The organism is Luteimonas cucumeris (assembly GCF_007830035.1).
Classification (GTDB): Bacteria; Pseudomonadota; Gammaproteobacteria; order Xanthomonadales; family Xanthomonadaceae; genus Luteimonas_C; species Luteimonas_C cucumeris.
This window is the reverse complement of sequence record NZ_VLKN01000007.1, coordinates 24,518-39,636: the sequence shown is the minus strand read 5'-3', so window position 1 is coordinate 39,636 and position 15,119 is coordinate 24,518. Positions and strand designations below refer to the sequence as shown.

18 protein-coding genes are annotated in these 15,119 nt (G+C 66.6%); 10 read left to right on the top strand and 8 right to left on the bottom strand.

All coding sequences use genetic code 11. The features are described from left to right. Positions 1–8 precede the first annotated feature (8 nt). Positions 9–983, bottom strand: coding sequence for a PhoH family protein (locus IP90_RS13995; protein WP_144900279.1), 975 nt, complete (start codon positions 981–983; stop codon positions 9–11). A gap of 89 nt (positions 984–1,072) precedes the next feature. On the opposite strand from IP90_RS13995, the gene IP90_RS13990 reads away from it, so the two are divergent. The 4 genes from IP90_RS13990 (at position 1,073) to IP90_RS13975 (ending at position 4,890) form a co-directional block, all read left to right on the top strand. Continuing rightward, on the top strand, positions 1,073–1,798 hold the full coding sequence (locus IP90_RS13990; RefSeq protein ID WP_144900278.1) for a TetR/AcrR family transcriptional regulator: 726 nt from the start codon (positions 1,073–1,075) through the stop codon (positions 1,796–1,798). After that, positions 1,798–2,769, top strand: a complete 972-nt coding sequence (locus IP90_RS13985; protein WP_144900277.1) for an HlyD family secretion protein — start codon at positions 1,798–1,800, stop codon at positions 2,767–2,769. Before IP90_RS13990 ends, IP90_RS13985 begins: the two co-directional genes overlap by 1 nt. A 79-nt stretch (positions 2,770–2,848) precedes the next feature. Continuing rightward, positions 2,849–3,790: an ABC transporter ATP-binding protein gene (locus tag IP90_RS13980; RefSeq protein WP_144900403.1), complete on the top strand. Its 942-nt coding sequence runs from the start codon at positions 2,849–2,851 to the stop codon at positions 3,788–3,790. Next, the gene (locus IP90_RS13975; RefSeq protein ID WP_144900276.1) at positions 3,787–4,890 is read left to right on the top strand and encodes an ABC transporter permease; all 1,104 of its coding nucleotides are present in this window, start codon (positions 3,787–3,789) and stop codon (positions 4,888–4,890) included. The genes IP90_RS13980 and IP90_RS13975 overlap by 4 nt, the downstream gene beginning before the upstream one ends. An 8-nt stretch (positions 4,891–4,898) precedes the next feature. Here IP90_RS13975 and IP90_RS13970 read toward each other — a convergent pair whose 3' ends face one another. The 3 genes from IP90_RS13970 to miaB are packed head-to-tail and all read right to left on the bottom strand — an operon-like array spanning position 4,899 to position 6,992. After that, a complete protein-coding gene (locus IP90_RS13970; protein ID WP_144900275.1) occupies positions 4,899–5,093 on the bottom strand; it encodes a hypothetical protein in 195 nt (64 codons plus the stop codon). Then, complete coding sequence (locus IP90_RS13965) at positions 5,090–5,602, bottom strand: GNAT family N-acetyltransferase (protein WP_144900274.1); 513 nt, start codon at positions 5,600–5,602, stop codon at positions 5,090–5,092. The genes IP90_RS13970 and IP90_RS13965 overlap by 4 nt, the downstream gene beginning before the upstream one ends. A 7-nt stretch (positions 5,603–5,609) precedes the next feature. Beyond that, positions 5,610–6,992 carry a tRNA (N6-isopentenyl adenosine(37)-C2)-methylthiotransferase MiaB gene (gene miaB, locus IP90_RS13960; protein WP_144900273.1) on the bottom strand — a complete coding sequence of 461 codons (1,383 nt, stop codon included), beginning with the start codon at positions 6,990–6,992 and terminating at the stop codon, positions 5,610–5,612. Positions 6,993–7,213: 221 nt separating this feature from the next. Here miaB and IP90_RS13955 point away from each other — a divergent pair, with 221 nt between their 5' ends. From IP90_RS13955 to IP90_RS13930, 6 genes are all read left to right on the top strand, one after another. Then, positions 7,214–8,113 (top strand): lytic transglycosylase domain-containing protein, encoded by a 900-nt coding sequence (locus tag IP90_RS13955; RefSeq protein WP_144900272.1) that lies wholly within the window; start codon positions 7,214–7,216, stop codon positions 8,111–8,113. Between the two features lie 191 nt (positions 8,114–8,304). Beyond that, positions 8,305–8,913 (top strand): ubiquinol-cytochrome c reductase iron-sulfur subunit, encoded by a 609-nt coding sequence (gene petA, locus IP90_RS13950; protein ID WP_144900271.1) that lies wholly within the window; start codon positions 8,305–8,307, stop codon positions 8,911–8,913. Positions 8,914–8,916: 3 nt separating this feature from the next. Beyond that, positions 8,917–10,188: a cytochrome b gene (locus IP90_RS13945; RefSeq protein WP_144900270.1), complete on the top strand. Its 1,272-nt coding sequence runs from the start codon at positions 8,917–8,919 to the stop codon at positions 10,186–10,188. Then, positions 10,181–10,963, top strand: a complete 783-nt coding sequence (locus IP90_RS13940; protein ID WP_144900269.1) for a cytochrome c1 — start codon at positions 10,181–10,183, stop codon at positions 10,961–10,963. Before IP90_RS13945 ends, IP90_RS13940 begins: the two co-directional genes overlap by 8 nt. Before the next feature lie 154 nt (positions 10,964–11,117). Further along, the gene (locus IP90_RS13935; RefSeq protein ID WP_144900268.1) at positions 11,118–11,753 is read left to right on the top strand and encodes a glutathione S-transferase N-terminal domain-containing protein; all 636 of its coding nucleotides are present in this window, start codon (positions 11,118–11,120) and stop codon (positions 11,751–11,753) included. Between the two features lie 46 nt (positions 11,754–11,799). Continuing rightward, positions 11,800–12,234, top strand: a complete 435-nt coding sequence (locus tag IP90_RS13930; RefSeq protein WP_144900267.1) for a ClpXP protease specificity-enhancing factor — start codon at positions 11,800–11,802, stop codon at positions 12,232–12,234. Positions 12,235–12,303: 69 nt separating this feature from the next. On the opposite strand, the gene IP90_RS13925 is transcribed toward IP90_RS13930, so the two are convergent. From IP90_RS13925 to IP90_RS13910, 4 genes are all read right to left on the bottom strand, one after another. Beyond that, positions 12,304–12,624: a DUF3301 domain-containing protein gene (locus IP90_RS13925; RefSeq protein WP_144900266.1), complete on the bottom strand. Its 321-nt coding sequence runs from the start codon at positions 12,622–12,624 to the stop codon at positions 12,304–12,306. A gap of 68 nt (positions 12,625–12,692) precedes the next feature. Then, the gene (locus IP90_RS13920) at positions 12,693–13,919 is read right to left on the bottom strand and encodes a DUF2272 domain-containing protein (RefSeq protein WP_144900265.1); all 1,227 of its coding nucleotides are present in this window, start codon (positions 13,917–13,919) and stop codon (positions 12,693–12,695) included. Between the two features lie 71 nt (positions 13,920–13,990). Beyond that, complete coding sequence (gene nadC, locus IP90_RS13915; protein WP_144900264.1) at positions 13,991–14,845, bottom strand: carboxylating nicotinate-nucleotide diphosphorylase; 855 nt, start codon at positions 14,843–14,845, stop codon at positions 13,991–13,993. Further along, positions 14,842–15,111, bottom strand: a complete 270-nt coding sequence (locus IP90_RS13910) for a Trm112 family protein (RefSeq protein WP_144900263.1) — start codon at positions 15,109–15,111, stop codon at positions 14,842–14,844. The genes nadC and IP90_RS13910 overlap by 4 nt, the downstream gene beginning before the upstream one ends. Between the last annotated feature and the right edge of the window lie 8 nt (positions 15,112–15,119).

Sequence of the window (15,119 nt, the reverse complement as noted above, 5' to 3'; positions counted from 1 at the left end):
CGGTGAGTCTACGCCGCTCCCGATGCGCTGTCCTTGGCGTCGCGCGCGTCGTAGGCGTTCACGATGCGCGCCACCAGCGGATGGCGCACCACGTCGCGCGACTCGAAGAAGGTGAAGCTGACGCCGTCGACGCCATGCAGCACTTCGATCGCATCGCGCAGGCCGGAGCGCACGTGCTTGGGCAGGTCGATCTGGGTGGCGTCGCCGGTGACCACGGCGGTGCTGCCGAAGCCGAGCCGGGTCAGGAACATCTTCATCTGCTCGATGGTGGTGTTCTGTGCCTCGTCCAGGATCACGAAGGCGTCGTTGAGCGTGCGTCCGCGCATGTATGCGAGCGGCGCGATCTCGATGACGTTCTTCTCCAGCAGCTTGATCACTTTCTCGACGCCGAGCATCTCGTATAGCGCGTCGTACAGCGGACGCAGGTAGGGGTCGACTTTCTGGGTGAGATCGCCGGGCAGGAAGCCGAGCTTCTCGCCGGCTTCCACCGCCGGCCGCACCAGGATCAGCCGCTGCACGCGCGATTCGTTGAGCGCTTCCACCGCCATCGCCACGGCCAGGAAGGTCTTGCCGGTGCCGGCCGGACCGATGCCGAAGTTGATGTCGTGGGTGGCGATGGCGTGCAGGTATTTGGCCTGGTTGGGACCGCGGCCGCGAATCGTGCCGCGCTTGACCCGGATCGCGATGTCCTGCGGCACGAAGCCATCATCGCCGCCGTCGCTGGCCCCCAGGCGCAGGTTGATGGCGTGGTTGTCGAAGGTTTCCTCGCCGGCTTCCGCGTACAGCGCGCGCAGCAGTTTCTCGGCGCGGGCCACCGCGTCGTCCGGGCCGGTGACGCGGAACACATGGCCGCGATTGGCGATTTCCACGCCCAGCCGCAGTTCGATCTGGCGCAGATGGGCGTCGAACGGTCCGGCCAGATTGGCCAGGCGTTCGTGGTCTTCGGGGTCGAGGGTGAAATCGCTTTGACGGGGGTTCGGCATAGGCTGGAAAGGGTAGCGCGCGACCCGTTAAGGCGGCCATAGCGACCGGGTCGTTTGCAAATAATTAATCACTCAATTAATTTAAGTCCATGAAAAGTCAAACGCTACCCCGAGGCGCGACGGGACCGAGGACGAAGGCCCATAAGCAGATAACGGGCAAGCCAGCACCGGCCAAGCGCGCATCGGCCAAACGTACGCCGGGCCGGCCGCAGCGCGATGCCCAGGACCTGCGCCAGCAACTGCTCGATGCGACGGTGACCTGCTTTGTCCGCGACGGCATCGCGGCCACGTCGCTGCGCGCGATCGCCGCGCAGGCGGGTGTCACCCCGGCGCTGCTGCATTACTACTTCGGCGACAAGGCGCAATTGCAGGAAGCATTCATCGAGGAACGGATGCTGCCCGCCTTTGCGATCGTGCGCGGTGCCGTGCAGCGCGCCGGCGACGATGTCGCCGCAACCGTGGCGGCCTTCACCAACGGACTGATCGAGGCCGTGCGACAGCAGCCATGGTGGCCGCAGGTGTGGGTGCGCGAAGTGCTGTGCGAAGGCGGCGCACTGCGCGACCTGCTGGTGACGCGCATCGCACCGGAGCTGGCACGCGTGATCGCGGCGCGCTTTGCCGCTGCGCAATCGCGCGGCGAGCTCAATTCCGATCTCGACCCGCGCCTGCTGATGACATCGCTGATCGGCCTGACCCTGCTGCCGATCGCGGGCGCGCCGATCTGGCGCAGCATCTTCGAGGCCGACGACATCGCCCTGGACGACGTGCGCCGGCATGCCTTGGCCCTGCTTGACCGCGGACTGGAGCTGAAATGATGCCTGTCGCCAAGTCTGGAACACGCGTGCTCGTGCTGGTTGCGGCGATCGCGCTGCTCGTCGCCTGCAGGCAGGACCCGGCGCAGGCGCTGGGCACGCTGGAATACGACCGCATCACCTTGCCGGCGCCAGCCGCGGAAAGGATCGTGCGCATCGACGTGCGCGAAGGCCAGCGCGTGGCCGCCGGTGCACCGCTGATGCAACTGGAACGGACACGCACGCAGTCGCAGCTTGCCGCGGCACAGGCCCAGGCACGGCAATCGCGCGAAGCGCTGCAGGAACTGGAAGCCGGCCCACGCAGCGAGGCCATCGCGCAGGCGCGCGCCAACCTGTCCGCCGCGCAGGCGCAGGCGGCCGACGCGCAGGCGTATTACGCGCGCCTGCAGCCACTGGGGCGGCAGAAACTGGTGGCTGCGTCGGATGTCGATCGCGCACGCGCGGCGGCCGGCAATGCGCAGGCGCAGGTGCGTGCCGCACAGGCGGCATTGCTGGAACTGGAGCGCGGCACGCGCAGCGAGCAGATCGCGCAGGGCGAATCCGCGCTGGCGGCTGCAGAAGCGCAGGCGGCCACGCAGGCGGTGACATTGCAGAAGCTCGACCTGGTCGCACCGCGTGCCGGGCTGGTCGACAGCGTGCCGTACAAGGTCGGCGACCAGGCGCCGGTCGGCGCGCCGCTGGTGGTCATGCTGGTCGGCGATGCACCGTTCGCCCGCGTCTACGTGCCGGAGCCGATCCGCGCCGACGTCCGCGTCGGCCAGTCGGCGCGGGTCTATCTGCACGGTCGCGACGAGGCGCTGCCCGGGCGTGTGCGCATGATCCGCAGCGAGCCGACGTTCACCCCGTACTACGCGCTGATCGGCAAGGACGCGGCGCGATTGAGTTATCTGGCCGAAGTGCAGCTGGAGAAGGACGCCGCGGAACTGCCGGCAGGGCTGCCGCTGCGCGTCGAGTTCGACGCCGAAGCGCAATGATGATGCGCGCCTCCGCGAAAAGAATGTCAGCAGAAGCCACCCGATGATGGCGCATTCGAGTTCCACGTCCGACCTCGCCATCCGCGCCCGCGGCCTGAGCAAGCGCTTCGGCGACCTGCTCGCGGTGAACGACGTCGACCTGAGCGTGCCGCGCGCCTGCGTGTATGGCTTCCTCGGCCCGAACGGTTCCGGCAAGTCGACCACGATCCGCATGCTGTGCGGGCTGCTGACGCCGACCACGGGACAGATCGAAGTGCTGGGATTGAAGATCCCGGAGCAGGCCGAGGATTTGCGTCGCCGCATCGGCTACATGACTCAGAAGTTCTCGTTGTTCGAAGACCTGACCGTGCGCGAGAACCTCGAGTTCCTGGCGGCGGTGCAGGACATCGCGAAGGCGCAGGCGACGCGGCGAATCGACGAACTGGTCGCGCAGTTCCATTTCCAGGACCGGCAGAAGCAACTGGCTGGCACGCTGAGCGGCGGCCAGAAGCAGCGCCTTGCACTGGCCGGTGCGGTGATCCAGGAGCCGGAACTGCTGTTCCTCGACGAGCCGACCAGCGCGGTCGATCCCGAATCACGCCGCGATTTCTGGGAAAAACTCTTCGACCTCGCCGACGCCGGCACCACCATCCTGGTATCGACGCATTACATGGACGAGGCCGAGCGCTGCCATCGCATCGCCATCCTCGACCATGGCGCGCTGGTTGCCGACGGCACGCCGCTGGAACTCACCACGGCACTGCAGGGACGCACGGTACTGGTCGAGGCGGTGCATCCACGCCGCGCGCAGAAGGCGCTGATTGCGGTGCCGGGCGTGCTGAGCGTGGCGCAGATCGGCAACAGCTTGCGCGTGCTCGCCGATCGCGAGGGCGATGTCGCCACGCGCGTGCGCCAGGCATTGCAATCCGCCGGCCTGCAGGCTGAAGTCGTCGCTTCCGAACCGAGCCTGGAAGACGTGTTCGTGTCGGCGACCGGCGGACGCAGCGACGACGACCGCCAGGTCAAGGCGGACGCGGCATGAACCTGCGCCGGCTGTCCGCGATCGTGGTCAAGGAGATGCGCCAGATGCGGCGCGACCGGATCACCCTGGCGATGATCGTCGGGATTCCGGTGATGCAGCTGATCCTGTTCGGCTACGCGATCAACCTCAACCTGCGCGGCCTGTCGGCCGGCGTCGCCGATCAGGCCAATACGGCCGGCTCGCGTGCGGTGGTGATGGACATGGTGGCGACCGGCGTCATCGACCCGGCGGTCAGCGCGACCGCTCCGCAGGAACTGATGGAGCGACTGCGCCGCGGCGAGATCAGCGTCGGCATCGTGATTCCGCCGGATTTCGAACGGCGCCGCTTCGATGGCCGCGAGGCGGTGCAGGTGCTGGTCGACGGCAGCGACACGGTGGTGCAGAGCGCCGCGATCCAGCTGGCGCAGTTGCCGCTGGTCACCACCCCGACCAGCAACCTGAAATCGCAACGGACCGGCGAGGAACAGGTCAGCGTGGTCGCGTTCTACAACCCGGAGCGGCGCTCGGCGATAAACATCGTCCCCGGCCTGATCGGCGTGATCCTGACCATGACGATGGTGCTGTTCACCGGCGTGGCGATCGTGCGCGAGCGCGAACGCGGCAACATGGAACTGTTGATCGCCACCCCCGTGAGCCGCTCCGAACTGATGATCGGCAAGGTGCTGCCGTACGCGGCGATCGGCCTGGTCCAGACCACCCTGGTGCTGGCGCTGGGCGTATGGCTGTTCGAGGTGCCGGTGCGCGGTAGCGTGCTCGACGTCTACCTGGCATCGGTGCTGCTGGTCCTCGCCAACCTGACCCTGGGCCTGCTGATCTCGACCAAGGCGCAGTCGCAGTTCCAGGCGATGCAGATGACCTTCTTCGTGTTCCTGCCGTCGATCCTGCTGTCGGGCTTCATGTTCCCGTTTGCCGGCATGCCGACGATCGTGCAATGGCTGGCCGAACTGTTTCCGCTGACCCATTTCCTGCGCCTGATCCGCGGTGTGATGTTGCGCGGCGCCGGATTGTGGGAGCTATGGCCGGATGTGCTGGCGCTGCTGGCGTTCACCGCGGTGATGATGACGCTGGCGATCAGCCGCTTCCGCAAGCGACTGGATTGAGCGCGCTCCTACGGGCGCCGTGTGCGCAGGAGCGCGATCACACCGATCAACGCGCAAATCAGCGATCCGATCAGCCACAGCCAGGCGTCGAACGGCAGCGGCGTGCCGGACTCGCGCACCTTGGCCCAGAAGCGCAGCAGGCCCAGCGCAGCGATGCCGCAGAACCACAGGCCGAGCGCGTAGCGGGAGACGGGCCTGCTCACAGGCTCCGGTACATCACGTAGGTGTCGACCAGGCCGAGCCGTGGATGACGGAACGCCGCGGGTACGGTGCCGACGATCTCGAAGCCATGGCGCTGCCACAGCTTCACCGCGGCGGTATTCGTGCTGACCACGATGTTGAACTGCATCGCCGCGAATCCGGCACGCCGTGCTTCCTGCAGCGAGTGCGCGCACAGCAGTGCGCCGATGCCGCGGCCGCGCGCAGCCGACGCCACCATGTAGCTACCGTTGGCGACGTGGTCGCCGGGGCCAAGGTAATTCGGCGCGATCCGGTAGCAGCCCAGCACTTCGCCGTCGGCTTCGGCCACGAAGCAGCGCGCCGGCGGCGAGGTCCACATCGCGCGTGCCTGCTCGACGGACAGGGCGGGGTCGTAGGCGTAGGTCTCCTGGCCGGCGATCACTTCCTGGAAGATCGGCCAGACCGTTTCGAATTCGTCCGGTGCGATTTCGCGGATGACCGGAGGGGCGGTTGCAGCATCCTTCGACGTCATCGCTGCCTCATTCGTCCGTGGCCACGCGCCCGCGCAGCGAATTGGTCATCGCCTCGGTGATCGCCACGTCGACGAACTGACCAATCAGGCGCGGGTGACCGGGAAAGTTCACCGAGCGCATGTTCTCGGTCTTGCCGGTCAGCTCGTTCGGATTCTTCCTCGACGGGCCTTCGACCAGCACCGACTGCACGCTGCCGACCATGGCCTGCGAGATGCCGGCCGAATGCGCATTGATATGCGCCTGCAGGCGCTCCAGGCGCGCGTGCTTCACCGCATCGGGCGTGTCGTCCTCGAGGTCCGCAGCCGGCGTGCCGGGGCGGCGCGAATAGATGAAGGAGAACGACTGGTCGAAACCGACGTCCTCGATCAGCTTCATGGTCTTGTCGAAGTCTGCATCGGTTTCGCCGGGAAAACCGACGATGAAATCCGACGAGATCGAGATGTCCGGTCGCACCGCGCGCAGCTTGCGGATCTTCTGCTTGAATTCCAGCGCCGTGTAACCGCGCTTCATCGCCGACAGGATGCGGTCGCTGCCGGCCTGCACGGGCAGGTGCAGGTAGTTGGCCAGCTGCGGCACGTCGCGATAGGCCTCGATCAGCGAGTCGGAAAACTCCAGCGGGTGCGAAGTGGTGAAGCGGATGCGGCCGATGCCTTCGATCTGGGCGATCGCGCGTATCAGCAGGCCGAGATCGGCGACTTCGCCGTCACCGTAAGGGCCACGATAGGCGTTGACGTTCTGCCCGAGCAGGTTGATCTCGCGCACGCCCTGGGCGGCGAGCTGCGCGACTTCGACCAGTACATCCTCGAACGGACGGCTGACTTCCTCGCCGCGCGTGTACGGCACCACGCAGAAGCTGCAGTACTTGCTGCAGCCTTCCATGATCGACACGAACGCGCTCGGACCTTCGGCGCGCGGCTCGGGCAGGCGGTCGAACTTCTCGATCTCGGGGAAGCTGATGTCGACCTGCGGCTTGCCGGAATCGCGGCGCGCGCGGATCAGCTCGGGCAGGCGGTGCAGGGTCTGCGGGCCGAACACCAGGTCGACGTAGGGCGCGCGCTTGACGATGGCCTCGCCTTCCTGCGAGGCGACGCAGCCGCCGACGCCGATGATCACCGGCTTGCCGTCGGCCTTGAGCGCCTTCCAGCGGCCGAGCTGGCTGAACACCTTCTCCTGTGCTTTTTCGCGGATCGAGCAGGTGTTGACCAGGACCACGTCGGCTTCCTCGACGTTGTCGGTCAGCTCCAGGCCGTCGCTTGCTGCGAGCACGTCGGCCATCTTGGCCGAGTCGTACTCGTTCATCTGGCAGCCGTGGGTCTTGATGAACAACTTGCCCTTCGTGGGCATGGCTTGGGCGCGCTCGGGCGCGGCCGGGGAGGCGGTATCGGTCATGGCAGTTCCGGGTGGGCGGCGGTGATTCCGCGCCGGGTGAGGGCTGCGAGCTTAGCAGACGCCTTCAAAACACCGGCTGCGGTCGCTGCGCGCGTCCTAGTGGCGGGCGTTCCCTGTTCGGAAACGCGACTGTGTGGTCGGTCACGGCCATGGCGGTCCGGCAGCCGGTTTGCCAATCAAGGACTTGGCAACGCCGCCGGGAGGGGGGACACTCCGCGACGATGAAGGGGGCTCGGGGACTAGCGCTGCTTATCTGCCTGCTGGCGGCTGCACCTTGCGTGGCCGGCACGGTCTACCGTTGCGAGACGGCCGACGGATCGCGCAGTTACACCAGCAAGCGGGTGCCGAAGGCGAACTGCACGCCGATCAGCTATTCCGGTGGCGCTTCGCGCGGCAAGACGCCAGCGACAGTGAACGAGCCACCGCCGAACGCGGCCGTGGGCAAGGCCACGACGCCGGCCGTCGTCGCCGGATCGCCGGCCATCGGTTCCGCGCCCGCCGTGGCGACTCCGGCACCGGTGGCCAAGTCGGGCGCCCGGTCGCAGGTCAACAGCGGCACGATCTACTGTTATCGCCGCCACGGCACGCTGAACTGCACGTCGGGGCGCCCGCGCGGCATTCCGCTGGCCTCGATCCGCCGGATCACCTACAGCTTCATGGAAACCTGCTACGCCTGCGGCTCCAAACCCGGCGTCAACTTTGGCACGCTGCGCCTGAACACCGCCGCCTACCAGCAGGAAATCGCCAGCGCCGCGCGCGAGTTCGGCGTCGAAGAAGCCATCGTCCGCGCCATCATCCATGCCGAATCGGCATTCAATCCGAATGCGTTGTCGAGGGTCGGCGCGCAGGGACTGATGCAGCTGATGCCGGCCACGGCACGGCGTTTCGGCGTCGACAACGCCTTCGATGCCAGTCAGAACATCCGCGGCGGCGTGCAGTACCTGGCCTGGCTGCTGAAGCGTTTCAAGGGCGACCTGACCCTGGCCGCGGCCGGCTACAACGCCGGCGAGGGCGCGGTCGACAAGTACAACGGCGTGCCTCCCTATGGCGAGACCCGGCGTTACGTGCAGCGTGTCGGCGTGTTGGCCGAGCGCTATCGCGGCGGCCTGGCCCAGCAGTAAACGCACCGGGCCAACCCCGTCCGGCGCGCAAAAAGACCTCTGCAACACCCCGCAAACCGCGCTACGACGCCAAAACGTTGTCGGCACATTCAGCGTTCCGTTACACTTTGCCGTCTTTTGCGGCCGCTTCCGGGCACGGAACCGGTTCGCGGCAGCCACATAGCTACCAAACGTTTTTTGCGGAGTTCCGGATGTCCAACGATGGGGTCAAGGGTCCCGAAAACCTGGGCCGACGCCGGTTCCTGACGGCGACCACGGCAGTGGTCGGTGCGGTCGGGGTCGGGTTTGTCGCGGTGCCGTTCATCAAGTCATGGCTGCCCAGTTCGCGCGCCAAGCTGGCCGGTGCGCCGGTGACGGCCGATATCAGCGCGTTGCAGGAAGGCCAGCGACTGATGCTGGAATGGCGCGGCCAGCCGATCTGGATCGTGAAGCGCTCCAAGCAGATGCTGGAAGTGCTGCCGACGCTGGATCCACGCCTCGCCGATCCGAAGTCCACCACCGAGCAGCAGCCGCAGTACGCGCAGAACGAACTGCGTTCGATCAAGCCCGAGATCTCGGTGCTGGTCGGCCTCTGCACGCACTTGGGCTGCGCGCCGGAAATGCTCGCCGAAATCCGGCCCGAGCCGTTCGATCCGGAGTGGAAGGGTGGCTACTTCTGCCCCTGCCACAAGTCGCGCTTCGACATGGCCGGTCGCGTGTTCGCCGGTGTGCCTGCGCCGATCAACCTGCTGGTGCCACCGCATCATTATGAAAACGACACCACCATCGTCATTGGCGTCGACCCCAAGGAGGCCGCGTAAATCATGGCGAACTTCCTGACACGCGGCGCCAATGGCCTGATGGACTGGGTCAACGCGCGCGCGCCCGGCATGATGCCGGTGTACCGCAAGCACATGACGGAGTACTACGCTCCGAAGAACTTCAACCTCTGGTACTACTTCGGCTCGCTGGCGCTGCTGGTGCTGGTCAACCAGATCGTCACCGGCATCTTCCTGACGATGCACTTCAAGCCGTCCGCGGCCGAAGCGTTCTCGTCGGTCGAATACATCATGCGCGACGTGGAGTGGGGCTGGCTGATCCGCTACATGCACAGCACCGGCGCCTCGCTGTTCTTCATCGTCGTCTACCTGCACATGTTCCGCGGCCTGATGTACGGCTCCTACCAGAAGCCGCGCGAGCTGGTGTGGATCCTGGGCATGCTGATCTACCTGGTCCTGATGGCCGAAGCCTTCATGGGCTACGTGCTGCCGTGGGGCCAGATGTCGTTCTGGGGCGCCAAGGTGATCATCTCGCTGTTCGGCGCGATCCCGGTGATCGGCAACGGCCTGACCGAGTGGATCATGGGCGATTACCTGCCCGGCGATGCCACCCTCAACCGCTTCTTCGCCCTGCACGTCATCGCGCTGCCGCTGGTGCTGTTGCTGCTGGTGGTGTTGCACCTGGGTGCGCTGCACGAGGTCGGTTCCAACAATCCCGACGGCATCGACATCAAGTACGGCCCGAAGGGCAATCGCTGGGATGCGGCCAAGCCGAAGGACGGCATTCCCTTCCACCCGTACTACACGGTCAAGGACCTGGTCGGTGTCGGTTTCTTCCTGATGCTGGCGGCCTTCATCATCTTCTTCGCCCCTAGCTTCGGCGGCTGGTTCCTGGAGCACGACAACTTCACCGAGGCCAACCGCCTGGTGACGCCGGAACACATCAAGCCGGTGTGGTACTTCACCCCGTACTACGCGATGTTGCGCGTGGTGCCGTCGTTCTTCGCGATCAAGCTGTGGGGCGTGCTGGTGATGTTCGCGGCGATCGCGGTGCTGTTCATGGTGCCGTGGCTGGACCGCAGTCCGGTCAAGTCCTACCGTTACCGCGGCCTGCTGTCCAAGCTGATGCTGGGCCTGTTCGCGGTGTGCTTCCTGTGGCTGGGCAAGATCGGCGCCGGTCCGGGCACCGATCCGGTCGAGACCATCATCGGCCAGGTGCTGACCTTCCTGTATTTCGCCTTCTTCATCACCATGCCGCTATGGACCAAGCTCGACAAGACCAAGCCGGTGCCGGAACGGGTGACGATGCATGACTGACGCCATTTCCCCAGCCAGCCAGCCCTTCCGGAAAAACCGCATCGTGAAGAAGCTCGCCACGTTCGTCGCCGGCCTGCTGGTGTCGGCCACCGCCTACGCCGCCGGCGGCGGCAACCTGCAGCAGTCGGGTGTCGACCTGGGCGACCGCGCGTCGCTGCAGCGCGGCGCGCAGCTGTACATGAACTACTGCTCGGGCTGCCATTCGCTCAAGTACCTGCGTTACTCGCGCATGGCCGAGGATCTGGGCCTGAGCGAGGAAGAGGTGATGAACAACCTCAACTTCACTGGCGCGAAGTTCGGCGAGCACATCCTGGTGAACATGCCGGCCGATGGCGCGACCAAGTGGTTCGGCAAGATGCCGCCGGACCTGAGCGTGATCTCGCGCGTGCGCGGCAGCGACTGGATCTACACCTACCTGAAATCGTTCTACCTGGACGAAACCCGTCCGCTTGGCTGGAACAACCAGTTGTTCCCGAATGCCTCCATGCCCAACCCGCTGTGGGAGCTGCAGGGCCTGCAGCACGCCGAACTCGGCAAGCCCGATGCCACCGGTGAACGGCACGTGGAGCGGCTGGTGATTCCGCAGCCGGGCGCGCAGGACGCGCAGCAGTTCAGCCAGACCGTGCGTGACATCACCGCCTTCCTCGAATACGCCGGCGAGCCGGCTGCACTCAAGCGCCAGAGCCTTGGCGTGTGGGTGATCCTGTTCCTGGCATTGTTCACGTTCATCGCCTGGTTGCTGAAGAAGGAATACTGGCGGGACGTCGAGCATTGAGGCGAGTCCCCGGCAAGAGCCCGCGTGCGCCGCGGGCACTTCCGCAGGCGCCCGCACGGCATCGCGCGGGCGTGAAAGCAGGGTTTGCCGCCCGGGACAATGACGGCCGTCTGCAATGGGTGGACGGCGTTTGCTGCGAAAGGAGAGGTCGATGATGGCCGCCAGTCCGCGTATGCGTAATGCTCTGACGTTGTTCTCATCGGTCGACGACGTGCTCTGCCACCGGGTGCGCCTGGTGCTGGCGGCCAAGGGCGTGACCTACGACTTCGTGCCGGTGGATCCGCAGAAACCGCCGGAAGACCTGATCGACCTCAATCCCTACCACTCGGTGCCGACCCTGGTCGAGCGCGAACTGGTGTTGTACGCCGCGTCGGTGGTCAGCGAATACCTCGACGAGCGCTACCCGCATCCGCCGTTGATGCCGGTCGATCCGCTGTCGCGCGCACGCCTGCGCTTGGCGATGCTGCGCATCGAGCACGACTGGGTGCCGCAGGTGCAGGCGATCCAGCTGGGCAACAAGCAGCAGGCCGAAGCCGCGCGCAAGCGCCTGAAGGAACTGCTGACCGCCTCGGTGCCGCTGTTCAAGGCAAGCAAGTTCTTTCTCAATCCCGAGATGAGCCTCGCCGACTGCGCCATGGCGCCGATCATCTGGCGGCTGGATTCGCTGGGCATTCCGCTGCCCAAGGATGGCAAGGTGATCGAGGATTACGGCAACCGCATCTTCCGCAATCCCGGCTTCATCCGCAGCCTGACGGACGAAGAAAAGAAGCTGCGCGAAGTGCCGGCCTGAAGGCCGGGCCCTAGGCCCTCGGCCGCTGTCGCTTTAAACTGCGGCCATGACCGAAGGCAGCGCGCCACGCATGACCAGCCATCGCCCGTACCTGTTGCGGGCCCTGTACGAATGGATCGCCGACAACGGCATGACCGCGCACCTGCTGGTCGATGCGACCCTGCCTGGCGTGCAGGTGCCGGCCAGTGCCGTCAAGGAAGGCAAGGTGGTGCTGAACATCGCCGCCCGCGCCGTGGCGCGACTCGAGCTGGGCATCGACGCGGTCAGCTTCAGCGCGCGTTTCGGCGGCGTCAGCCAGTCGGTGATGGTGCCGATGGCCGCGGTGCTGGCGATCTACGCGCGCGAGACCGGGCAGGGCATGGCCTTGCCGGAAGACATCGACAATTCGGGACCTGATGACGAGCCGCCCGTGCCGACCGCGCCGGACGAGGAAAACACCGGCGCGCCGCCGAAGCGAGCGCACCTGCGCGTGGTCAAGTAGATAGCGCTGCGTCCGAACGCGCACTTTTTGCCTTGCGAGTCAAAACCCGTGGGGTTCTGGAAGTGAAGCTCAGTGCAGGGTGTCGCGCGCCGCGATCGGTCCGCTGAACGACACCAGTTCCGCGCCGCGAAGTACCAGTCGCCCGGAGTGCCGGTCATTGCCGTCGCGCGAGTAGTCGAATCGGAAACTGCGCTCGAAGCCGAGGCGTCCGTCGCGACCGCGACGCAGGCGTATGCCGGAGGCATGCACGCTCTGGTCGAGCCATTGCACGTTCGCGGCCTGGCAGGCATCGCGGCCGAGTATCTCGGCGCGCTCTGCAGCGGCGCGTGCGCTGTTCCACAGCGCGAAGCCGATCGCCACGGCGATCATCAGCAACAGAAGGGTAGGCATTGCCGGGAAGTGGTGGCCTGATGGCGGGGAAGCAAGTCTCGCTTCCTTTCACTTCCCGGAGAAGAGGCTCAGGGCACGGTCGTGGGCGGCGGTGGTTGCGGCTGCGGTTCGATAGCGGGCTGTGGCGCCGGCTGTGTTGGCTGAGGTGTTGGCACCGTCGGGGTCGCGGGCGGCAGGACGGGTTGTGTCGGTGTCGGCGTAGGCACAGATGTGGGGGTAGCGGGGGCAGGCGCGGCGGGTTGCGCCGGTACTGCCGCTGGCATTGCCGGCGCAGGCGTAGGCGTTGCCGCGGGTGCGGCGCGCTGCGGCGTGATGTAGCGCGGAGCCGTGGGAGTTGCCGCCGCTGGCGTCGCATAACGCGACACGGTCGGCCTGAGTTTCAGCAGCACCGCCCAGTTCTGCCGGTTGAAATTGCATGCCGTCTCGTTGGCCGGGCTGCAATAGGCCTCCATTCCCTGGGCCGCAAGGGTGTGCGGCAGGATCACGTAACCCTGCGGGTCCAGCTTGAGCTTGCGCAGGGTGACGCTGTCGAACACGTTGCCGCCGACCACGTGCAGCTCGCGGCCGCTGGCATCGCGTCCGATCACGATGTCGCAATGCGTGGCCAGCGAACCATCGTTGCCGCTGCCGAACCGGCTGCTCAGGCCTGCGTAACCGGGGATCGAACCGTTGTCGCGCACGAAGCACAGCAGGTCGCCGGGCGCGGGTCGATGCGCGATCGGATCGACGAACAGGTAGGGGCCTTCGCCGCGATAGGCCTGGCGGATGTAGTCGAAGTGGCGCGGCGAGGAGCGGAAGCCGGGCACGCCGGCCTGGATCATCACATAGGACACGAAGGCCGCGGACCAAGCATTGTCGACAAGGAACGCCCTGCATTCCGCCTTGCCCTGCGCATAGCCGCTGGGGTACTGGCAGGCATAGGCGCCGCCGATATTGCTCTGCGCCATCTCGTACAGCGTGCCGCTGTTGCGCCAGTAGCCGAGCACACGTTGCCAGGCCTCGGTGCCGTCGGCCAGCTGCGATTGTTCGGCTTCGGTGACGCCCAGGCTCGCCAGCCGTCCATTGCTGTCGATGAAGGGCTGGTACCACAACACGTGCTCGCGCCGGGCGATGCTGGTGATGCGTTCGGCCGAACCGAGGCTGCCTTGTGCCTGCGGCACGCGCGGCGATGCCGGCGTCTGTGGTTGTACGGGCGGGGTTGGTCCCGGAGGCGGTTTGCGGACGTTGGAACTGCAGGCGGTGACGATCAGGCTCAACAGCGCGGCGCAGGCAAGCGCTCCGGGGTTGCGATTCATGCGGCCACTCCGTGATGTATGCGCCGATGTTGGCAGCAGGACGTGTGTGCGTCCTGCGAAAGTCGCGGGCTTCAGGCCGGCGACGGTCCCAGCTTCAACGACAGGTCGATCGCCTGCACATGCTTGGTCAGCGCGCCGATCGAGATGCAGTCGACGCCGTCCTCGGCGATGGCGCGCACGCCAGCCAGGTCGACGCCGCCGGAAACCTCCAGCGGTATGCGTCCGGCGGCGATGGCGACGGCCTGCCTTCGGGTGGCGGCGTCGAAATCATCGACCAGGATCCGCGTGCAGCCTTCCTGCAGTGCCTCGTCCAGTTGCGCCAGCGTTTCCACCTCGACGATCAGTGGCAACGACGGACGCAGCGCGCGCGCGGCTTGGATTGCCGCCGTCAGCGAACCGGCGGCACGGACATGGTTCTCCTTCAGCATCACCGCGTCGTACAGCCCGATGCGGTGATTGACGCCGCCGCCCACGCGGACCGCGTATTTCTGCGCCAGGCGCAGGCCGGGGATGGTCTTGCGGGTGTCCAGGATCCGCGCCCGCGTGCCACGCACCGCATCGACGTAGGCGGCGGTGAGCGTGGCGGTACCGCTGAGCGTCTGAAGGAAGTTCAACGAGGTGCGCTCGGCGCTGACCAGGCTGCGTGCACGGCCCTGCAACGTCGCCAGCACCGTGCCGCTGGCGACGCGCTCGCCTTCGGCGATGCGCCAGTCGATGCGCACCTGCGGATCGAGCGCGCGATGGCAGGCGTCGAACCACGGCCGCCCGGCGATCACCGCATCCTGCTTGCACAGCAGATAGGCGCTGTCGGCGATGTCCGGCAACAGGGCTGCCGTGACGTCGCCGCTGCCCAGGTCCTCGGTCAGTGCCCGCGCGACGTCTGCCTCGATCGTTGCTCGCGGCGGTGGCGCGAAGTCGCGGCTCATCCGGCCGGGAAGCCTTCGACCTGCGCGGTGGCGATGCCTTCCTCGACCAGCAGCACCGGGATGCCATCGTCCAGCCGGTACACGGTCTTGCGGTCGCGCGTGACCAGCGCTTCGCGGATCGCATCGGCCTGCGCGCTGCCGTCGTTGCGCTTGACGTCGCCGCCGGCGATGGCCCGGTTGAGGGCATCGAGGCCGGCTTTGTCGAGCAGGGCCAGCGGTTGCCGGCTGGCGGGGCAGACGAGGATGTCGAGCAGTTTCCGGTCCATGACGATAC